The 21,033-nt window shown below is 63.7% G+C and carries 18 protein-coding genes; 10 read left to right on the top strand and 8 right to left on the bottom strand.

All coding sequences use genetic code 11. The features are described 5' to 3' along the window. The first annotated feature begins 542 nt into the window (after nucleotides 1-542). Complete coding sequence (locus WA950_RS05230) at nucleotides 543-1,316, top strand: hypothetical protein (RefSeq protein WP_424550631.1); 774 nt, start codon at nucleotides 543-545, stop codon at nucleotides 1,314-1,316. Here WA950_RS05230 and WA950_RS05225 read toward each other — a convergent pair. From WA950_RS05225 to WA950_RS05200, 6 genes are all read right to left on the bottom strand, one after another. After that, complete coding sequence (locus tag WA950_RS05225) at nucleotides 1,313-2,719, bottom strand: DUF4214 domain-containing protein (RefSeq protein ID WP_424550630.1); 1,407 nt, start codon at nucleotides 2,717-2,719, stop codon at nucleotides 1,313-1,315. The genes WA950_RS05230 and WA950_RS05225 overlap by 4 nt on opposite strands. 153 nt (nucleotides 2,720-2,872) lie before the next feature. After that, nucleotides 2,873-4,456 carry a Na+/H+ antiporter gene (locus WA950_RS05220; protein WP_424550629.1) on the bottom strand — a complete coding sequence of 528 codons (1,584 nt, stop codon included), beginning with the start codon at nucleotides 4,454-4,456 and terminating at the stop codon, nucleotides 2,873-2,875. Nucleotides 4,457-4,670: 214 nt separating this feature from the next. Further along, on the bottom strand, nucleotides 4,671-5,711 hold the full coding sequence (locus WA950_RS05215; protein ID WP_424550628.1) for an acyltransferase family protein: 1,041 nt from the start codon (nucleotides 5,709-5,711) through the stop codon (nucleotides 4,671-4,673). Further along, a complete protein-coding gene (locus tag WA950_RS05210; RefSeq protein WP_424550627.1) occupies nucleotides 5,708-6,985 on the bottom strand; it encodes an O-antigen ligase family protein in 1,278 nt (425 codons plus the stop codon). The genes WA950_RS05215 and WA950_RS05210 overlap by 4 nt, the downstream gene beginning before the upstream one ends. A 7-nt stretch (nucleotides 6,986-6,992) precedes the next feature. Next, nucleotides 6,993-8,255 (bottom strand): polysaccharide biosynthesis/export family protein, encoded by a 1,263-nt coding sequence (locus tag WA950_RS05205; RefSeq protein WP_424550626.1) that lies wholly within the window; start codon nucleotides 8,253-8,255, stop codon nucleotides 6,993-6,995. A gap of 56 nt (nucleotides 8,256-8,311) precedes the next feature. Beyond that, nucleotides 8,312-8,989, bottom strand: a complete 678-nt coding sequence (locus WA950_RS05200; protein ID WP_424550625.1) for a sugar transferase — start codon at nucleotides 8,987-8,989, stop codon at nucleotides 8,312-8,314. Nucleotides 8,990-9,703: 714 nt separating this feature from the next. Here WA950_RS05200 and WA950_RS05195 point away from each other — a divergent pair. Then, the gene (locus tag WA950_RS05195) at nucleotides 9,704-10,027 is read left to right on the top strand and encodes an exopolysaccharide production repressor protein (protein WP_424550624.1); all 324 of its coding nucleotides are present in this window, start codon (nucleotides 9,704-9,706) and stop codon (nucleotides 10,025-10,027) included. A gap of 104 nt (nucleotides 10,028-10,131) precedes the next feature. Continuing rightward, the gene (locus WA950_RS05190; protein WP_424550635.1) at nucleotides 10,132-11,133 is read left to right on the top strand and encodes a glycosyltransferase family 2 protein; all 1,002 of its coding nucleotides are present in this window, start codon (nucleotides 10,132-10,134) and stop codon (nucleotides 11,131-11,133) included. On the opposite strand, the gene WA950_RS05185 is transcribed toward WA950_RS05190, so the two are convergent. Next, nucleotides 11,134-12,069, bottom strand: a complete 936-nt coding sequence (locus WA950_RS05185; RefSeq protein ID WP_424550623.1) for a polysaccharide pyruvyl transferase family protein — start codon at nucleotides 12,067-12,069, stop codon at nucleotides 11,134-11,136. Between the two features lie 18 nt (nucleotides 12,070-12,087). Beyond that, nucleotides 12,088-13,047 carry a glycosyltransferase family 2 protein gene (locus WA950_RS05180; protein ID WP_424550622.1) on the bottom strand — a complete coding sequence of 320 codons (960 nt, stop codon included), beginning with the start codon at nucleotides 13,045-13,047 and terminating at the stop codon, nucleotides 12,088-12,090. Between the two features lie 121 nt (nucleotides 13,048-13,168). On the opposite strand from WA950_RS05180, the gene WA950_RS05175 reads away from it, so the two are divergent. The 7 genes from WA950_RS05175 to WA950_RS05145 all read left to right on the top strand — a co-directional run bounded on the left by WA950_RS05175 (nucleotide 13,169) and on the right by WA950_RS05145 (nucleotide 21,033). Further along, nucleotides 13,169-14,647 carry a lipopolysaccharide biosynthesis protein gene (locus tag WA950_RS05175; RefSeq protein ID WP_424550621.1) on the top strand — a complete coding sequence of 493 codons (1,479 nt, stop codon included), beginning with the start codon at nucleotides 13,169-13,171 and terminating at the stop codon, nucleotides 14,645-14,647. Between the two features lie 360 nt (nucleotides 14,648-15,007). Next, entirely contained in the window at nucleotides 15,008-16,138 is a 1,131-nt protein-coding gene (locus WA950_RS05170) for an acyltransferase family protein (RefSeq protein ID WP_424550620.1), read from the top strand. Next, the gene (locus tag WA950_RS05165; protein WP_424550619.1) at nucleotides 16,135-16,911 is read left to right on the top strand and encodes a glycoside hydrolase family 16 protein; all 777 of its coding nucleotides are present in this window, start codon (nucleotides 16,135-16,137) and stop codon (nucleotides 16,909-16,911) included. Before WA950_RS05170 ends, WA950_RS05165 begins: the two co-directional genes overlap by 4 nt. Before the next feature lie 13 nt (nucleotides 16,912-16,924). Further along, the gene (locus WA950_RS05160) at nucleotides 16,925-18,118 is read left to right on the top strand and encodes a glycosyltransferase (RefSeq protein WP_424550618.1); all 1,194 of its coding nucleotides are present in this window, start codon (nucleotides 16,925-16,927) and stop codon (nucleotides 18,116-18,118) included. Next, nucleotides 18,108-19,106: a glycosyltransferase family 2 protein gene (locus WA950_RS05155; protein ID WP_424550617.1), complete on the top strand. Its 999-nt coding sequence runs from the start codon at nucleotides 18,108-18,110 to the stop codon at nucleotides 19,104-19,106. The genes WA950_RS05160 and WA950_RS05155 overlap by 11 nt, the downstream gene beginning before the upstream one ends. Beyond that, entirely contained in the window at nucleotides 19,103-20,029 is a 927-nt protein-coding gene (locus WA950_RS05150) for a glycosyltransferase family 2 protein (protein ID WP_424550616.1), read from the top strand. Before WA950_RS05155 ends, WA950_RS05150 begins: the two co-directional genes overlap by 4 nt. Next, nucleotides 20,026-21,033 carry a glycosyltransferase family 2 protein gene (locus WA950_RS05145; RefSeq protein ID WP_424550615.1) on the top strand — a complete coding sequence of 336 codons (1,008 nt, stop codon included), beginning with the start codon at nucleotides 20,026-20,028 and terminating at the stop codon, nucleotides 21,031-21,033. The genes WA950_RS05150 and WA950_RS05145 overlap by 4 nt, the downstream gene beginning before the upstream one ends.

Raw genomic sequence — 21,033 nt, 5'->3', positions numbered from 1 at the left:
ACGAGGGTGAAGATGTCGGCGTCGGGAAAGATGTCGCAGAAGGTCTCCAGCACCTTCTCGCCCCCGCGCATCCCGACCAGCCAATAATGTACCAGAGCGACCTTCACCGCAACACTCCCGCAATCCGAGCAATCCCATGCAACCGGATAGAGCAACAGTGTCGAGAAACCATGAACCGCAACCCTGGACTTCGATTAAAATCCAACCGATCAGGTAATTCATGAACGGTTTTGGGAAAAATCGCGCCGCAAAACGGGAACAGGATTAAGGATTTCTTAAAAAATCCGGCGGCAGGGCGCCGGTACAGGCCGGATTTGGATCAGCCTGCAATCGCCGGGCCGGCGATTTCCGCACGCTTGCGTGGTATTTCATGCAGGAACGCGCCGGTTTTCTTAAGAATTGCATGTCTTCCTTCTGAAGAACCGGCGGCTGCCCGTCAGACGCCTCCCATCTGCGTCCGCCCCTTGCCCGGTGCGCGGCAACTATCGTTCGAGAGCTGTTCGATGCTGACTTTGGATGACTTTAGAAGATGCGTCGTCGTCATGGCCCATCCGGACGACGAGATCCTTTGGGCAAGTTCGCTGCTTGCTGCGGCGAAGAAGATCATCCTGTGCTACGGCGACAGCCCGCCCGAACCTGCGATCGGCGAAGGCCGGCGGGCGCTCCTGCGGGACTTTCCCCTGAAGACGGTGGTCGGCCTGAACATTGCCGAATCCGATGTGCACCTTGCGGTAGACTGGCGCCATCCGGTCGAGACGGCCTATGGTATCCAGTGCGGGCGCAACGGCGATGCCTATGCCCGCAACTTCCACCTGCTGCGTGAGGCGCTCGAAGACCACCTGGAGGAGTGCGACATTGTCGTCACCCACAATCCCTGGGGTGAATACGGCCATGAGGAGCATGTACAGGTGTACCGCGCCGTGGCCGATGTGAAGCGTGAGCGGAACTTCCGCCTGTTCGTCACGGGCTATGTCAGCGACCGGGTGCTCCATTTCATGGAAAGGAACATGCCGCGTCTCGGCCCGGCAGTCGCCATGCTGCCGACCGACAAGGATCTTTGCCAGACGCTGAAGCTGCAATACCAGGCGCACAAGATTTGGACCTGGGAGGATGCCTATGCCTGGCCCGACCACGAATGCTTCTATGAAGTGAGGCATCCGGACGCGCCGCTGCGCACGGACGAGCGCACCATGGTCTCGCTGCCGCTCAATATTCTGTGGCTTGACGGGCAATTGCCGGCCTGGCGGCTGAAGCTGCGCGGCCTGAAGCGGCGGCTGCGCGCGCTCGCCTATCGCTTCTCGCGGCGAGCCGGCTAGGGACTGGCGTATTTTTTCGCAAATTCGCCCGACAGCAGGATCGCCCTGGCGATCGTCTCGCGCGTTGCCGTTCCGGCCTTGATCTGTGCCACGTAGCTGTCCAGCCCAGCGCCGTCCGCGGGACGGGCGAGGAGGCGCTTGTAGAGAAGATCGACATAGGCGCGGTCGTCCATGCCGGCGACTGCGTGCTTGTCGCGGAATTCCTCGGACCCGAGCATGGCGACGAGCATGTCGACCTCGCTCGTGCCGTCCTCCAGCGCCCGGACCCAGCCTTCGGCCTCGAAAAGACCGGCGGAGCGACCAAGCACGAGACAATAGCCGAGGCTTGCCTTGCGGAAGGCGGGATCGGCTATCCTGCCGATGGAAGCCGGGTCGCAGCCGGGGTTGCCTGCGGGCTGCGGGGTTTCGATTTCCCCGCGCACCGCCACATAGGCAGGCTTCAGGCCGCCAAGCCGCCAGCCCTCCGCCGCGCTGCCATGCAGTTCCACCAGCCCCATATAGGCCTCGAAATCGGGCGCCCAGTAGGTTTCGTCTAGCAGTTCGTAGATATGCGCCTCTTCGATGTGGTAGGAAGCCTGCAGTTCACGAAGCCGCCTCATCCAGCGCACGAGCCCGTCGGCCTGTTCCTGCGCGCTCTTCTGGCTGCCATAGGGCTGGTTGAATTCCGTCACCCATATCGGCTTGCCATGCGCGGCCAGTTGCTTGAACGCCCATTCGGGATCCTCGCCATACATGTGCCAGACGGAAATATCCCACCCGATACCGTCGATGCGCATGCGCTCGAAGGCGCCGGTATGGCCCCATCCTGCGGTTCCCATCGCCTTGCGGATGGTGGGGTCGGCCTCGCTCATGCCATCGGACAGACCGCGCAGCGCCGCGCTGACCTTTGCCCAGCGCGGGCCGTAATAATCCAGCACCCCGACGCCGCCGGCCGGCCCCCATTCGCAGGGGTAGACCGTGCCGTCGTCACGGTTTTCGCAGGGCTGGATGATGGCGAAATTCTCCATCTCGTTTCCGAGCTCCCAGACGCGGATCTTGTCCCTGAACCGCGCTCCGAGCGCCTTGGCCATATCCCGCGTGCGCGTGTACAGCTCGTCCACGCCCATCGTCTTGAGATCGACGTCCGGGGTCAGGACCGGCAGGATGGTGATCCCGCGCTTTTCCGCCTCGGCGATGAGTTCCGCGAGCCTGTCGCCCGATGCGACGTTGGAAATGTCGACGCGGTAGGAGCGCGCGCCGAGATCCTTCAGGAGGTCGAGCTGGGCGGCGTAGGAGATGCCCGGATAGGAATTGATCGGGTGGCCGTTGACGCCCCAGGCGATCTGCGCCATGGCGGGCCAGGCGCCAAGCGCCGCAAAGAGCAGCACGGCGACGAGCCAGAGGCGCATGCGCCATGCCGGCATCGTGGCACGCCTTGCTGACCGGTCTACCTGCACGCTGCGAAACCCTCTGTTCGAGGCTGCGAAACTACCATGCGGGCAGGGCGGGGGAAACGAGGCAGCTTCCCCCTTGCCGTCTTTCAGCAAACGGGGTTAATCCCGCCGCCGCAACGGCCGCTAGGCCTTGGCTGCGAGAGCGCTCAGTTCCTCCAGATCGAGGTCCCGCTCCAGCTCGTGCAGCGTCTCGTCGTCGATCTCGCCGGCGCGGTGGAGGCGGAGGAGTTCGCTTCGCCCGGTGACGACCGCTTCGAGGATGACGTCGAAATGGGCGTGCAGCATGGGGGTGTAGTGCTCGGTGCGCTCGGCATAGTCGACACTCGTCACGGCCCGGCGCCGGTACTTGTCGAGCAGCTGCGGATGGATGAGCTGGCCGTTCTCGTCATAGGCGCGGGCCTTGACCGTGACGAATTGCGCCTGCGCCATCGCGGCTTCCGCCTGGCTCATGGAAAAGCGGGGCTTTTCGGAAGGCGGCTCGGAAAGCTGCGCCCAGGCGATCACCTTGCCAAGCGTCGTGCCCTGGATGAGCACTGTGCCGAGGATGACGGCAAAGGACGTCACCAGGATGAAGTCGCGGCCGGGAAAGCCTTCCGGCACGCTGAGGGCTAGAGCCAGCGTCACCACGCCGCGAACGCCCGCCCAGGAAAGCACCAGCGCGCCACGCGCGCCGACCGGCGTATAGCGCTTGATGCCGAGCGCATTGCCGATCCGGATCAGGTAGTCCGACCCGAACACCCAGGCGAAGCGGGCGGCGGTGAGCGCAAGCAGGATCGCGAGGATCGGCCCGCCCATGGTGACTGCCATCACATCGAGGCTGCCGCCGCGCTCGACCACGCCGCGCAACGACAGGCCGATGAGGATGAAGACCGCCGCCTCCATCAGGAAGACAAGGACGGTCCAGAAAGATGTGCCGCGCATGCGCGTTGCGGCGGTGAACACGGTATGCTGGTACCAGCCGGCAATGAGCCCGGTTGTCACGGTGGCGATGACGCCGGAGACATGCAGGAACTCGCCGAGCAGGTAGGAGGCCCAGGAGATGAGAATGGTGGCGGCGATGATCAGATATTCGTCGCCGAGACGGCGTGCCAGCAACACCCAGGTCGTGCCGACGGCGATGCCGACAAGCGCTCCGCCGATTGCCAGGAGGAAGAAGCTGCCCATCGCTTCGCTGGCGCTGAAGGCGCCGGTAACGCCGGCGGCAATGGCGAAGCGGAAGAGCACGAGGCCGCTTGCATCGTTGAGCAGGCTTTCGCCCTCGAGCAGGATTTGCAGGCGGCGCGGCAGTCGCACGCGTTGCAGCACGGCGCGGGCCGAAACGGCATCGGGCGGCGAGACGATTGCGCCGAGCGCCGCGCAGGCGGCCCAGGGTAGCGCGGGAAAGAGAAGGTGCGTTACCACGGCGACGACGGCGCAGGTGAAGAACACCGCGCCGATGGCGAGCGAAGCGATACCGATCATGTGGCGGCGCAACCGACCAAGCGCGATGTACCAGGCACCATCCATCAGTAGCGGCGGCAGGAATATGACCAGCACCAGTTCCGGATCGACTTCGATTGTCGGCAGGCCCGGTGCGAAGGCGAGCGCCGCGCCACCGGCAAGAAGCGCCACGGAGGGCGGCAATCCCAGGCGATGAGCGGCATAGTGCAGCACGATGATGGCGACGAACATGCCGATCACCAATTCGAACAAATGTGTCGGCTCCATCCCGTCGCTGCCTCCAGCTTATATGACGATGGGCTTTATTACGGACTGCATTTTGCCGAAACGCAATTGCCGCCACGGCGTCGGCGATGCAAACCCACCGGAAAATTGGCGGTCAGCGTCTGTCCTGCGCTAGAAATTTGAACCCACCCCAAGGCGGCGCATATATTGCATAATCGGTATTATGGAACATGGCTGATGCGGCAAGCCACAAGCCTCAACGAAACCTTGAGCTCCACATTCCCGCCAGCCAAGGAAACCTGAAATGCTTGCCTTGCAGGAGCGGCCGTTCGACCAGGGCGTAGGCGCATAGGCCAGCGGCTAGACCGGCACCTGCCGATCCGATGAAAATGACGGCCGGTGGAATGCCGAAGGCAATGCCTGCTTTTGCGGCGACGGAGATTGCGAAGGTGTGCCAGAGATAGATCGAATAGGAAGCCGCCCCGAGGAGAGCCGGGATTTTGAACGGCGCGATGCCCCCTCTCCTTTCAAGCGTTACCACACCATAGACGAGAACCGAGGCGAGCGGTCCGCAACTCGTTTCATCGAAGGGTAGCTTCAAGATGCCGATCACGGCAAAGCCTGCCAGCGACGCAGCGACAAGGGCGAGAGCCCAGGCGCGCGCCGGAACATATCCGGCCAGCCAGAGCCGTCCGATCAGCATGCCGGCGACGAACTCGAGAATGATCGGCCGCGTATAGGTCACGAACAGCGGGTTGTCACTGTCCACCGCGAAGCCGAGCGACACGAGCAGGAGGAACACGGTGGCGAGGGCGGACAGACGGATGCGGGCGGGCAGGAACAGGCACGCGGCGAAGATGGCATAGAAAAAGATTTCGTAGTTGAGCGTCCAGCCCTGAACGAGCACCGGCCAGATCCCGTCGCTGCTGGGCGAGCGCACCGGTATGAAGAACAGCGATGCGACTACATGCTCCGCCGTCAGCACCAAATTGGGAAACAGACCGGCAATGGCGCCCGCCACCATGACGCCGGTCGCAAGCCAGTAGACCGGAACGATACGCCGGATGCGCTCTTGCAGGAAACGGCCCGGCGACACGGGACGCCGCTCGACGATGACCCACATGATGAAGCCGCTGATGACGAAAAAGACATCGACGCCGGCCGCACCGATCGCAAAGGCATAACCGCTGCGTTCGGCAGCGTGAAAGAACACGACCGCCAGCGCTGCGAAGGCGCGCAGATACTGGATGCCGTAGAGCGTTCCCTTCGGCTCTTGCAACGAGGAAATGCGCGTCATGCGATCGCCGCTCCATGCCGGCGATGCATCGACTGTTGCTGCCGTAGGGGCTGGCCCGCGCGGCTCCTGCGCCCGTCCGTCAGTTTGCCGGCGGCGAAATAGAGCAGGAAGGAACCGACGTGGTAAGGGTTCAGGATGTCGATCTCCACGAAGGTGCGCACGGCCAGCAGCGCCGCCACCGTGAAGAGCACAAGCGCTTCGCGGTCACGCGCCATCGTCAGAAGGCGGCGCAGGTGCCCGGCCAGCGTGGCGACGAGCACCATTGAAAGCAGCAGGCAGCCGATCAGGCCGGTCTCGACGGTCGCGGCAATGAACGTGTTGTGGAAGTGGAACCCGGTGCGCGTGGCGATAAAGAAGGCAGCCCACAGCCGCTCGGCCTCCGCAAGCCCCTGCACCCAGAATGCCTGATAACCGATGCCGACCAGCGGCGCTTGTCCGGCCGCTTCGATGCCCTGTTGCCAGAGATAGGTGCGGCCCGTCAGCGTCGCATCCTTGCCGAAGGCGCCAAGCAGCATTTCGTATCCGCCGCCATAGGCCCCGGCAATCACGGCAAGCACCGTGAAGACGGCTAGGATCAGGAACAGCGTTTTGCGATGGGCCGGCGCCAGCATTTCCAGGAGGCGGAGCGCAAGGCACAAGCCCGCCACGGCGATGGTGGTCAGCACCGAGGTCGCCGATTGCGAGGCTTTCAGACAATAGAGCGCGATCAGGATACAGCCGACGGCCGCCACCTTCCACAAACGCTGCTCCATGCCAAGGAAGAGCGCGGCGAAGCCGAAGAGCACCGCGAGCGAGGCATAGAAACCGAGCTGGTTTTTCGAGGCGAAGGCACCGACGAAGCTGTAGGTGCCGTCGAGCGGATCGAGATGATAGACGCCGAAGACGAGCGAATAGAGCAGCACCAGCCCGGTGCCGATCAACCCGCCGCGCACCAGCATTCGCGTATCGACGACGCGCATGGCGATCAGCGCGCACACGACATGGGAGAGATATTGCACGCCGGCACGCGCCGTGGCGCCGGGCACCTGCGACCAGAAGACGGAAAGGCAGGCGAACAGCGCGAAAGCGAAGAGCCAGAGGTAACGCGTATAGTTGCCGAGTACACGCCGGTAGTCGACCGCGACGAGCGGCAGCCACAGGGCGTAGTAGGCAAGGATCGAGACCTGTCCGAAGCGGAAGGAATAGGCGAAGACGAAGAAAGACAGCGCGACGGCGGTCGCGGCATAAGCCGCGTTGCCGTCGGGGTCGATCAGGCGCGTCTTCGTGATCCGCATGCCGGCCTCACTGCGTCCCGACGCTGACATCCACCTTGACGATATCGCCCGGCAGGACCGGCGTCGTCTCGGTGGCGCGGATCGTTTCGGCCTTGCCATCGACCGTGCGCAGGATTGAGTAGCCGATATCGGCGGCCGACAGCCCGCCCTTGAGGGAACCGGCATCGGCTGATTGCATCAATGCCTCGGACATCAGGTCGCGGCTCGTGCCGAGCTTCAGAGTGAGCGTATCGAGTTCCTGTTCGGTGTTCTGCAGCTCCTGCGCCAGCTGAGCGTCCCAGTCGTTCTGCAGGTTCGTTTCGTCTTGCGTCGCCTTGTTGATGTCCTGCTTGGCCTTCAGCGAGGCCGTATCGATGTCGAGCAAGGCCGCCTGAAGATCGGCGGTGCGCTGCTCCAGGGCAAGACGGCGGGAGCTGATGGCAAGGCCCTTTTCCGCAAGTGAATCCATCTTCGCGAGGTCGCCCTGTACAAGTTCGAGCTGACGCGTCTGCGTGTCGGATTTCTTGCTCAGCGCGTCGATCTCGTTGGTGAGCAGCGACTTGAGGTCGGCAAGGGCGGTCAGCTGCAACCGCAGCCGCTTCTCCCGGGAGGCCATCAGCGCCTTCTCGCTTTGAAGGATCGCGCGTGCTTCATCCGATGTGCCAAGGTCCTTCGGCATCTCGATGTCCTTGGCGTCGCTCATCTCGGCTCCGATACGGGCGCGACGGATGGCGAGGCGATTGCGCTCGGCAAGATAGACGGCCGCCTCCCCTTCCGAGCGCAGGAAATCGCGGGCAAAGCGCTGGCCGGCTTCGGCGCGGCGAAGGCCGCCACCGAAGCTGACAGCTTTCAGCACGGTCAGGCCGGGCGCATAGGGATAGGCACCGGGCGTCTGTATCTCGCCGGCAAGATAGACGGGCCTGTATTCGGCGATCTCCACTGATGCGGAAGGAAGGTCGCGAAGGCCGAACAGGACTTGCATCTTCTTGCCGATTTCCTCGGCAAGCTCGCCCGTCGTGCGTCCGTCAGCCGGTAGTTGGCCGATGAACGGCAGGGAGACCGAACCATCGGCACCGACGCCATAGTCCCCGCTGACGGCGCTCCAGTCACGGATGGCCCCTTCGGCGGTCTGCCACTCGGCAACGCGGATGCGCAGCTTGTCCATCACGCCGAGCCTGTATTCCCCGGCCGAAGCGGGAGCGGACAGAAGCGCCAGCGCGATGCAAACCCCGCCAAACGCTTTCACTGGATGAGCGGTCGCGGCATGGGCCGCGCTCAGAATTGTCTTCATGGGAATTCCTATCTCTGTCTCCCACGCTCACGGCGGAGGCGGGAGAGGTCTACGGATCAGTAGCTGCCGCGTGACAGGCAGACTGCCGGAATGGTGCGCGCGACGATGACGAGGTCGCTCACCAGAGACCAGTTGCGGACATAGTGGGTGTCGTAAGCGACGCGTGCGGCATAGGACACGTCATTGCGGCCGCTCACCTGCCAGAGGCCGGTGAGGCCCGGGCGGGTCTGGAGGTAGTACGCTGCCGAGGCCTCATACATCTCCAGCTCATCCTCGACGACCGGGCGTGGCCCGACAAGGCTCATCTCGCCTTTCAGGATGTTGATGAGTTGGGGGAGTTCATCAAGGCTGAGCTTGCGCAACACCGTGCCCACAATGGTGACGCGCGGATCGTCCTGCAGCTTGCGGGTGGCGCGCCACTCGTCATAGGCAGCCGGATTCTGTTCCAGATAGGCGTGCAGCAGAGCGTCGCCATTCTCCGCCATCGTGCGGAATTTCAGGCAACGGAAGGTCGAGCCGTTATAGCCGATGCGGCTGTGGCCATAGAAGACACTGCCGCCATCGGAATATTTCACAAGCGCCATGATCAGCACGAAGATCGGGCTGAGGATGACAAGGGCGGCAAGCGCCACCAGAACATCAAAGCTTCGTTTCGATATACCCCCCACCGGCGGAGCGCCGGTTGCATATAGACTGAAAAACGGCGAACTGGCCGATCGACTCGCGGACTTCATAGAGGTCGCTCCATTTGGGTTTGCGATAGGGTCGGGTCCCTCAGACGCGTTCGGACATCCAATGCGGACTGTGTGGTCACAGTTTGTTTTTTGAAATGTGAAATCGGAGCGCGGGCGCTTTTCGTGCGTATTTAAGAGGTTGGTAATATCCTTTGATTTTATCGATCTCAGTATATGTTAAGTAACCATCTAAGCTTTTCGATTAAGGCTGGTCTGTTCTTCCGGATCCTGACGGGATGATCACCTTGGTCGTCACTTCACGTGATGTGCGGAAATACATGCATTTCTGCGCATTTTTACACAGTAAGCCCGCCGCCGCCGGACGCCACGGGCAGCCAATGCCTGGAAACCGGGGAAAATTTCGCAATGCAATATTATTTTGCGCTGCACATTTCTTCCATGAGAGTCAGCAAAATTAGTAACAAAAGTTGATCGGGCGGCGTCGCCGGCGCAACCCATCGGCTGCGGCGCGGGCCGTCGAACTCGCCTCATCGGCGTATGGACCGGCCGACGGCGATGCCCAAGTGGTCGAAATCGGGCCGAAAAAGGGCAAGGCGATTCCCATCCGGGCCGTCGCCTTAACGGAAGCGCAACACAAAGTCGGCATGGATCGGAGCCGACCCCGCTCCCGACTGGCTGATACCAATGATTGCACGCGGGGCCGCCGGACCCTATAGTCCGAAGCAGCCTAAGAGGAGAAGGTGGGATCCACCGATGAAACGTGCGCCGGAGACAAAATGGCGGGACAGCACGGCCTATGCGCCGCGCTTCTTCCTGAGCATGGCCATCGCACTGGTGGTCTTTGCCGTGGTGACCTACATTTCAACGGGGTCGCTCGCGACGACGGCGATCCAGACGATCATCTGCGCGGTCCTCATCCAGGTCGGCTACTTCCTCGCGACGCTCTATCTCGTCCGGCGAACCGCCAGAGAGCGCAAGGCCGAGGCCGAACAAGGGCTTCGCGCCAAGCAGGATCTCGACAAGACCAAGCCGAAAGTCCCGGTTCCGATGAACGAGCCCGGCCACCTGCAACCCTGATCCGCCGGCATTTTTCGCTGGGCCGTTTTTGTGCCCCTTTCGCCTTTCATCCTGCTTTGCAGCGCAAGCGCGCCCGCGCTGCGACGGTTCAATGCGTGAAAGGTGTGGTCGTGACAGAGGACGAAAAGGTCTGCGTCATCATTGCCGCGAAGAATGCGGAAGGAACGATCGGGCGCGCCGTGCGCTCGGCGCTCGCGGAGCCCGAAGTGGCGGAAGTCGTCGTTGTGGATGACGGATCGGCCGATCGCACGACGCTGTCTGCTGCCGCCGCAGACGACGGGAGCGGCCGGCTCGACATCATCCGCTTCGAGAACAATCGCGGGCCCTCGGCGGCACGCAATCACGCGATCGCCAGTTCCCGCGCGCCGCTGGTCGCCATCCTCGATGCGGATGATTTCTTCTTTCCCGGCCGTTTCCGGCAGATGCTCGCCTGCCGGGACTGGGATTTCATTGCCGACAACATCGCCTTCATGGATGAGGCCGATCTCTCCCGCAAGCCGGCCCGTTTCGCGCCGCGCCCGCGCCCGCTCGACCTGAAGGCCTTCATTCTCGGCAATATTTCCCGGCGCGGGGCGTCTCGCGGCGAACTGGGCTTCCTGAAGCCCGTCATGCGCCGGTCGTTTCTCGAAGCACACAGCCTCAACTATCGCGAGGACATGCGGCTCGGCGAGGACTACGAACTCTATGTCCGCGCGCTGCTCAGCGGCGCGCGCTATACTGTCATAGAAAGCTGCGGCTATGGCGCGGTGGTGCGCGCCAACTCCCTGAGCGGCCAGCACAGGACGGAGGATCTCGAGGCGCTGCACGCTGCGGAAAGCGCGATTCTCGCGGCGGGCAAGGTACCGTCCGAGGCGGCCGGCGTGATGCGCCGCCACTGCCGGCAGATCGGCAAGCGGCATGCCTTACGGCACTTCCTCGACCGTAAGCGCGAGGGCGGCGCAGGTGCAGCCCTCGCCTATGCCCTTCAAAATCCCGCAGCCATCCCCGCAATTGCCGGCGGCATCCTGCGCGACAAGCTGGACGCGGCAAGGCGGCGCCCGCAGACGCATGCGCCGCAAAGCGGGCTGCGCTACCTGCTGCCCGCCTCCTCCACGGATCCGTCCTGACTAGACATAGTCGCGGCGCACGTCCTCAAGGACCTTGTAGAGCCGCTCCTTCCGCTCCCCAAGACGCGCGTCGGCGCTGAGTTGCGGCGCGGCACGGCTCGTCTGCCATAGCGCCAGCGTCGAGGGGGCGGCGAGCACCTGCTTGGCCGCAAGGCGCAAGCCCGATTGCTGCTCCGCCTTCGCCTGCAACACCTCGCCGTCTTCGGCCGCCGCCTCGGTCCAGCCCTGCCGGGCATAGTCGATGCCCCAGAAGCGTGCACCCTTGATGATCGCCTCCGCGCGGGTGGAAATCGGGATGCGACGGGGTGCGGGGTCGACGCCGACCGTCGCGGCCCAGTCCCGCCACTTGAAACTGTTGATGTTGGCCGATGTGCTGACGGCCACCCACGGCACGCGAAACGCATCGGCGAGGATCGCTCCGTGCATGGATTCCGCAATGATCGTCTCGGACTGGGCGATCTGACTGATCACATCCCTCGCCTCGCCGCGCGGGTCGATATAGTGCATGCCCACGCTCGCACAGGTGACCGGCCACAGTCCCGCCACCGCCGATTCCCAATGGGGAACGAAGCTGCGCTTGTAGCGCTTCGGCAGGTTCCTGAATTCCGGCATGTCGGCGACCAGAACCGCCGGATCGATGATACCGAGGTGCTCCGGTACGCCGACCTTTTCTGCGGTCAATGGGCCGCGCACGCAGCGAATGTCCCAGAGGCTGCTGTCGCGCATATCCGGCAACTCGCCATAGCCGAAACCGCTGCCGAGCACGAGCTTGCGTCCCTCTTCTGGCAGCAGGGAGCGGTTCAGCACCGTGCCGACACCGACGAGCAGCACATCCGGGTGAGCGTCGCGCATTCCCGGCAGGAGGAAATCCCAGAGCCAGAGATTGAGGTCGTCACCGAAATTGCCGTGCTGCGATTCCCAGTAAAAGGGCTTCATGGTTGTCTCCGTCGTGGATCAGCGGGAAAATTTTCCAACGGCGAGCTGGATGGCGCTCGCCAGGATGCGCGGATCGCGCAGGGCCCAGCGGGCAAGCAGGTCGAACTGGGGCAGCTTGCGGTGCTTGACGCGCCGCGCCTGGCTCCACAGCGCCTGACGGCGCGCCGTCTGTTTGTAGGAGCGCAGCGAGGCGACCTCCGCCGGCCGCTCGGCGAACCGCGATTCCATTCGGTCCAGCGCCACCCAGGTGTTGAACTGTTGGCTGAGGAATTCCGGCGAGTCGTTGTCGACGCCGTGAAAGATGTTGATGCCTTCGCCACGAACGGCGCCGGCAACGCCGCCGAGCACCACCCGGCGCGCGGCGAGCACGCAATCGCAGAAAAACAGCACATCCTCCGCCGCAAGCCGCAGCGCCGCATCGAAGCGCACGGTATCGATCAGAGGCCGACCGATGACCATGGAGGAGAGGTGCAGGAAGCTCCAGTTCTTCAGCATGACCTGCGTGAGACCTGGAATTTCGATGAGGAGCGGGTTCTCGCTCAACCGCTCGACGGTTTCGGTCTTCTCAAGATCGTCAATCCCGAAATGGTAGTAGAAGGCATCGCCGCCAGTGATGGAGGCAAAATAGCAATTCGCATCGAAGCGGGTCATCGCCGCATGGGCGAGCGCAAGGTGCCCGGCCGTCCAGGCGTCGTCCGAATCGAGGAACGCGACGAACTCCGTCTCGGGTGAAACGTGGTCGAGGCCAGTGTTGCGCGCACCGCCCGGTCCCGCGTTCTCCTGACGCAGGATACGAATGCGCGCACGTTCCTCCTGTGAAAAAGTCACAACGTCGCCATCGGCCGGATACGGCGATTCATCGTCGACGACAATGATATCGAAGTCCTTGAATTCCTGGGCAAAGACGGATGCTAGCGCACGCGTCAGGATGCCCGGCTCCTTCTGGTAGAAGGGGATGATTACTGTCAGCTTCGCCATCTTTTCGTCCCTGTGGTTTCTTTAGAAAGAGGTAATTCTGGTCTCCTCCCACGGGGTGCGGCCGTTTCCGGCGCAGGCTTTTCGTCCTCGTCAAGGCTCCCTTCTTGAAGCAGGAATCGCAATGTCCCAGCATGTGAACGCGAAGTCGGTAACGCGAAACGTCGGCTGGAGCGTCCTATCCAAGACAAGTACATTCGGGCTTAAATTTGTCACCGTGCCCATTCTCGCCCGGCTGTTGACGCCGGAAGAATTCGGCGCAGTGGCCGTCGCGCTGGCTGTCGTGCAGTTCCTGGCGATGATCGGCGGGGCGGGACTTGCCTCTGCATTGATCCTTGAACCGAAGGAAGACGAGGAGACGATCCACTCGGTTTTCTGGGCCAACCTCGGCTTCGCCTTTCTGATGGCGGCGGGGCTCTACCTCTTTGCGGAACCGCTTGCCGGCTGGTTCGGCGCAACGGATGCGGCCTATCTCCTGCGTCTCATGTGCCTGCTCATTCCGCTGCAGCTTGCCGGCGATGTAGCCTATGCGCTCATCGCGCGGCGCATGCAGTTCAGCCGTGATGCTCTGTGGAACATGATTTCCGAATCGATTGCGGCAATCGCCGCTGTGATCCTCGCCCTTGCCGGCTTCGGCATCTGGGCGCTGGTCGCGCAGCTTTTCGTTTCGGGCGTGATCCGGCTGGCCGGGTTGTTCTTCGTCTCCCGCTACCTGCCGCGTTTCCGGTTCCGGCTTGATGGCGTCGTCCGGCTGACGCGCTTCAGCCTCGGTCTTATGGGCTCGGAAGTCGCCAATTTCGTCACCTTCCAGTCGCCCATGGTGGTGATCTCACGCTTTCTCGGTCTAGCCGATGCAGGCGCCTATTCGGCTGCCAACCGCTTTTCCAGCATCCCCAACCAGATCGTCCTGTCGGGCGTCATGGGCGTGCTCTTTCCCGCTTTCAGTTCGATGATGCACGACCGCCAGCGCCGGTCGCAGGCGCTGATGCTCAGCACGCAGGTAACGACATTGCTGCTCGCGCCGATGATGTTCGGCCTGTGGGCCCTAGCCGAACCTTCCATGCTGGTCCTGTTCGGACACCAATGGGCGGCGGCGTGGCCGGTGCTCGGGCTGCTCGCGCTCTCCAAGGGGCTGTTGACGCCGTGCAGCACCTTCATCCCCTACCTCAAGGGCTCGGGCCATGGCGGGGCGTTGTTCTGGTGGGCGGTCGGCCGCGCGGTAGCGACCACCGCCGCAGTCGCCTGGAGCGCCTATAGCGGCACGCTCATCGAGGTAATGGTCGCCCTCTGTGTCATCAATGCCCTTGTGCTCGTCGGTTACTCCTGGGTGGTGTTCCGGGTGGACGGGACGCCGTTCCTCTCCGGCTTCTACCTGTCCATCCGCCCGATGCTTGCCGCCGCGCTGATGGCCGTCGCGGTGCGCTATGCGCTGGACAACTATCTCGCCCATCATGTCCATCCAGTCCTGCAGGTCGGTCTTGGCATAGCGCTCGGCGGTGCGATCTACGCGGTTCTGATTCTTGTCACCGAGCGCCCGCTCTTGCGGAAACTTCTCGATCTTGCGCGCCCTTCCAGGGCGAAAACCGTCGCCGGCCTGCCCTGACCCCGCCCCAATTGCACAACCACACGCCGCAATCGCGCCAGTTTTTCGTAAATCCCCCAAAGCAGCGGGAAAAAAGTTCCGCGCGTGTTTCAGCCAGAAATTGCGCTTCCATCAGTACATGCGAATTTCTGTCAAAGTATTGGCGAGCAGGCCTTCACATTTCCCTCACCGCAATGTGAGGCAATAGTTTTCGTTCCGCACAACCATGCGCAATATGCTGCATTGCAACCGCGCGACCCTGGAAATCTGCTGCGTCGCCATATTTTCTGCGATCCCGTCACCCAGACTCATCTTCGTAGGCTCAAGTCTGCTCTCGTTTGAACGCCGTGGGGAACGGCACACCATTGGGGTGACGGAACCGTGCAGATCGACGCAAGCGTTTCAACACGCATAAACCTGATGCGGATCGTGCTGATATCCGGGATCATCTTCGTGCATGTTCCCTACGATCCGGCAACGAGCCCCTATCTGGGGCAGTTCGGCGGGTTCGACTGGGTGCACGTGTTCCTGGCCGACAGCCTGTTCCGCATCGGCGTGCCGTGCCTCAGCGCCATTTCCGGCTACCTGCTGTTCCATCGCGGTCTCGATGCCTTCGACTACCGCAAGACGCTGCGTACCAAGGCATCCACCATCCTCCTGCCGTTCCTGCTCTGGAACACCGCCTTCCTGCTGCTCGTCTATGTAGCGGAGTTGCGCGGTATCGGCCTCGGCTACCTGCCGGACGTGGTGAATGCCACGCCGCGAGAATTGATGAACCTTGCCCTCGCCGTCGAGACATGGCCGATCAACATCCCGCTCTACTTCCTGCGCGACCTGCTGCTGTGCCTCATCCTCTCGCCGCTGATCGCGCTTGCCGTGCTGCGCTATCCGCGCACCGTGCTGGCGCTGATGCTGGCCTATGCGGTGCTTCCGCTGCCCAACGGCATCTTCCTCAAGAAGTCCATCCTGTTCGGCTTCAGCTTCGGTGTCGCAATGGCGCTTCATCGCATCGACATCAAGCGCGTGGACCGTTTCGCCGTTCCGGTCGTGCTGGCCGCGCTCGTGATGGCGCTGCTGCTTTCCGTCGCGCTTTACGACTATGGCCCGCAATTCCCCATCTGGCTCGACATGCTGCGCAGCCTCGCCGCCATTGCCGGCATCTTCGGAGCGTGGGCGCTCTCGGCGCTCCTTATCCGCACCGGCGCCGGTCAGTCCCTGTCGCGGCTCGGCGGTCTCAGCTTCTGGATCTTCTGCGCTCACTATCCGCTGCTCATCGTTTTCTGGATGATCTGGAACAGGCTCGGCATTGGCGAATACCCACTGTTCTATGCCGCCAGCCCGGTTCTTGCCCTCGCCATACTCGTTTCCACCCATGCACTGGCACGGCGCTTTGCGCCCGCGCTGCACGCCATCCTTACCGGCCGCCGTATGGGCGACCGGAAACCGGCCGTGGCTGAAAGCCATCAACGTCCGCAGATGAAGCCCACGGGCTCCATCGCCCACCGGAGATGATCATGACCGTTCCCTTGAAAAACACGCTGTTTGCTCTTCTCGTCACGGCCAGTCCGCTCGCCGCGCAGGACAGCGCAAACGGCAGTTCCTTCGTCGAGGAGTTCGACACGCTCGACAGTGCACGCTGGTATGTCTCGGACGGCTGGAACAACGGCGCGCACCAGAACTGCACCTGGTCGAAGGACCGGGTAGAGGTCGAGGGCGGCAAGCTGGCTCTCTCGTTTGATGCGCAGCCCGCCGGCGACCGCCAATATGTCTGCGGCGAGATTCAGACACGCAAGCGCTACGGCTACGGCACCTACGAAGTGCGCATGAAGGCGGCGACTGGCGAAGGGCTCAACTCGGCCTTCTTCACCTATATCGGCCCTACCGACAAGAAGCCGCATGACGAGATTGACTTCGAGGTGCTCGGCAAGGACATGTCCCGCGTACAGGTCAACCAGTATGTCGCCGGCAAGGGCGGCAACGAGAAGCTGGTCGCCGTTCCCGGCGGGGCGGACAGCGATTTCAACGACTACGCCTTCGTCTGGCAGAAGGAGCGCCTGCGCTACTATGTCAATGGCGCACTCGTGCATGAGGTGACGGATGCGCGGAAGCTGCCGACCAATGCACAGAAGATCTTCCTGTCGCTCTGGGGCACCGACACGCTTTCCGACTGGATGGGCCGCTTCGCCTTCTCCGGGAAGACGACGCTCGAAGTGGAGCGTCTCGCCTTCACCGCCGAGGGTGATGCCTGCCAGTTCGACGGCTCCGTCGCCTGCCTCGTGAACTGAGCGGATGTCCTCGATGCTCCGCGTTCTCTATCTCGTACACGATCTTTCCGATCCTTCCGTGCGCCGCCGTGTGCTGATGCTGCAGGCGGGCGGGGCTGCGGTGACGCTTGCCGGTTTCCGGCGCGGCGAGAACCGGCTTGCCGATATCGAGGGCGTGACGCCGCTGGAACTCGGCACGACCGCGGACGCCCGTTTCGCCCAGCGCCTTCTTGCCATAGCTGGTGCGGCGGCGCTGCTCCCCAGGCGTCTCGCCGGTATTGCCCGACCGGATGTCATTCTTGCGCGCAATCTTGAAATGCTGCCGCTCGCTGGCCGCGCCTCCACCCGCTTCGGCGGCGTGCCGATCGCCTATGAATGCCTCGACGTGCATCGCCTGTTACTGCAAAACGGCATGGCCGGCCGCGCCGTGCGGGCGGCGGAGCGCCATTTCGGCCGCAAGTCGGGTCTGATCGTCACCAGTTCGCCGGCATTCGTCGAACACTACTTCAAGCCGCTCTCGGGCATCCGAGCACCCGTGCACCTCCTTGAGAACCAAGTGCTGGAGCTGGACGGCGGTCAGACAGGCCTGCCCGTGCGCACGCGGCCGGCGGGCGAACCCTGGCGGATCGGTTGGTTTGGCGCAATCCGCTGCCGCAAGTCGCTCGACCTTCTCTCCGCCTTCACCCGGCAGATGGAGGGCCGCTTCGAGGTGGTGCTGCGCGGCCGGCCGGCCTATTCCGAGTTCGACGATTTCGACGGCCTTGTCGCCCGCGAACCCTTCCTGCGCTTCGAAGGTCCGTACCGCAATCCGGAAGACCTTTCCGCCATCTATGCGGACGTCGATTTCGCCTGGGCCATTGACTTCTTCGAGGAAGGACAGAACTCGCTCTGGCTGCTGCCCAACCGGCTTTATGAAGGCTGCCGGCATGGCGCCCTGCCGATCGTTCTGGATGGAACCGAGACGGCGCGGCTTGCCCTCCAGCGCGGCGTCGGCATCGCGCTTCGCGATGGGCGGGTCGATACACTGGCCAACCGGTTTTCCGCCTTCGACGGCGATGCCTACCGGGCCCTCTATGCCAATCTTGTCAAGCTCGGGGCCGGGCCCTGGATCGCCGATCGCGGCGACTGCGCCGCCTTCGTCCAGCGCCTTGCCGCACTTCGCCAGCCGGCGATGCCGCGCGCCCTTCCCTCCCTCGTCGCAAACAAGGTGGATTGCCATGACCGTTGACGCTGCAGCATCCGTGCGGTGCCTGATCGTGATTCCGTGCCTCAACGAGGCCCGCTACCTCGAGCCGCTGGTCCGCCAGCTCGAACCGACCCTTTCCGACCTCAACGCGACCCTTGTCATCGTCGATGGCGGCAGCACCGATGGGACGCGGGAGATCGCCCGGCGCCTCGCCGCAACCGTGCCGAAGATGCGGGTGCTCGACAATCCAAAGCGCATCCAGAGCGCCGCGATCAATCTTGCCGTCGATATGTTCGGCGTCGAACACGACTATCTCATCCGCATCGACGCGCACGGCACCTATCCGCAGGATTATTGCCGTGTGCTGGTCGAGGACGCGCTGGAGACAGGCGCGGATTCCGTCGTCGTCGCCATGCAGACCGTCGGCTTCGGCACCTTCCAGAAGGCTACCGCCGTTGCGCAGAACTCGGTACTCGGCAATGGTGGCGCAAAGCACCGCGCCGGCGCGCAGAGCCACTGGGCGGACCACGGCCATCATGCGCTGATGCGCATAGCCGCCTTCCGCGCCGTCGGCGGATATGACGAGACCTTCACCGCCAACGAGGATGCCGAATACGACTACCGGCTCCAGCAGGCCGGCTATCGCATCTGGATGACCGCGCGCACCAGCATGATCTACTATCCGCGCGCCAGCGCCCTGCCGCTATTCAAGCAGTATTTCGGCTATGGCCGGGGCCGGGCGCGCAATTTCCTGAAGCACCGCTCGCGTCCGAGCCTGCGCCAGTTGCTGCCGTTGATGGTGGCGCCCGTTGCTGCCGGCGCGTTCCTTGCAGCGCTCACCTGGATCGCTGCCGTGCCCTTCGTACTCTGGGCTGTCGCCTGCATGGGCTATGGCGCATGGATGGCGCTCGGCCAGCGCAACCCCTATGGCCCGCTTGCTGCCGTCTCGGCCATGATCATGCATTTCGCCTGGTCGGCCGGCTTCTGGCGCGAGGTGCTCGACATCCGCCAGCGCAGGGTGCCGGCATGACGGATAAACCACTTCGCGTCGACATCGCGGTTTGCACCTTCCGGCGGGAGGCGCTGGCGGAAACGCTGGCCTCGCTCGCCCGGCTGATCGTGCCGCCGGGCGTGCGCCTGCGCGTCATCGTCGCCGACAACGATGCCGAACCGAGCGCGCATGCCCGCGTCGAGGCCGCGGCGGCGCATTTGTCGATGGACGTGCTCTATGTCCATTGCCCGGCCGGCAACATTTCCATTGCCCGCAATGCCTGCCTCGATCAGGCCGATGCCGATTTCATCGCCTTCGTCGATGACGACGAGACGGTGGAGCCGCATTGGCTGGACCGGCTGCTTGCCGAGGCGGCCAGAAGCGAAGCCGACGTGGTGCTCGGTCCGGTGCGGGCGCTCTACCGAGCGGATGCGCCGGGCTGGATGCGGCAGGGCGATTTTCATGCCACCCGGCCCGTCTGGGTCAAGGGCGAAATCCGCACCGGCTATACCTGCAATGTCCTGATGCGCCTTGCTGCCCCGGCGCTTGCCGCCCGCCGTTTCGACCTCTCGCTTGGCCGCAGCGGCGGCGAGGATACCGCCTTCTTCGATCAGGTGCACCAGGCGGGAGGCCGCATCGCCTTTGCCAGCGATGCCTGGGTGAACGAGCCGGTGCCGTCTTCCCGCGCAAGCTTCACCTGGCTGGCGCAGCGCCGGCTGCGCATGGGCCAGACGCATGGCCGCCTCCTTGCCGAACGGCATGACGGCGCGGCGCGGATGAGCGCTGCCGTCCTTGCCGCAGGAAAATGCGCAACCTGCCTTGCCGGTGCGGGTGCCCTCGCTTTCCTGCCGGTACGGCGCAATCGCCTTCTCCTGCGCGGCCTCCTTCATGCCGGCGTGATCGGCGGTCTTTTCGGTGCGCGCGCCATCGAGCCCTATGGGCTGGAGGCTGCGGCCCGATGACCCTCGATGTCAGCGTCGTGATCGCCGCCTACAATGCAGCCGATACGATCGAGCGCGCGATCCGCAGCGCCGTCGCGCAACAGGGCGTGACGGTGGAGGTCATCGTCGCCGACGATTGCTCGACGGACGGGACGCGTGAGGCCGTTGCGTCCCTTGGCCTGCCTTCCGTGCGGCTGGTCTCGCTCGACAGCAACGTGGGGCCAGGCGGCGCACGCAATGCAGGCATTGCCGCAGCAAGCGCCCGGTGGATCGCGGTGCTCGATGCCGACGATACGATGCAGCCCGGCCGCCTCCAGCGGCTGATTGCCGCCGCCGGGCGGGAAGAGGCCGACATCGCAGTGGACAATCTCGAGGTGCTGCACCTCGATGGCCGCAAGGAGCGCATGTTTCCGGACGACCTGCTCGCCCTCACGCCGCAGCTGACGCTGCCGGATTTCATCGATTCCAACAGGATTTTCCGCAGCACGCACAATTTCGGCTACATGAAGCCGGTCATCCGCCGGGCCTTCCTGGAGGACAAAGGCCTGGCCTTCGACGAGATGCTCAGGATCGGAGAGGACTATCTGCTGTTCGCCTCAGCGCTCGCCTCCAGCGGCCGCTGCGTGGTGGTTCCCGAGGTGGGCTATACCTATCACATCCGCGAAGGCTCGATTTCGCGCGTTCTGCATCTGCATCACGTGGAGGCGATGCTGGAGGGCGACCGGAAATTCCTCGCCAGCTTTCCCCTCGCTGGCCCTGCGGCCGCTGCACAGCGCCGACGCACCCGCAGCCTACAGGAAGCGCACGCCTTCCTCTCGCTCGTCCGGCATCTCAAGAACCGTTCGCCCGGTGCCGCCCTCAAGGTGGCGCTTGGCGATCCCGTCGCGCTCCGGCATCTCGCCATGCCGATCGCTGCCCGGTGGCGCCGTCTCCTCGCGCCACCGACCCCTCGCAAGAGGGCCGCGCCCCGCGCGGCTTCTTCCCCATCGACAGCGCAGGATCTCGCGCTCAAGAACAAAGGATAA

Origin of the sequence: Shinella sp. (genome assembly GCF_049651085.1) — a bacterium.
GTDB lineage: Bacteria > Pseudomonadota > Alphaproteobacteria > Rhizobiales > Rhizobiaceae > Shinella.
The sequence above is the reverse complement of the archived record's forward strand: the minus strand, read 5'-3'. Positions and strand labels throughout refer to the sequence as shown.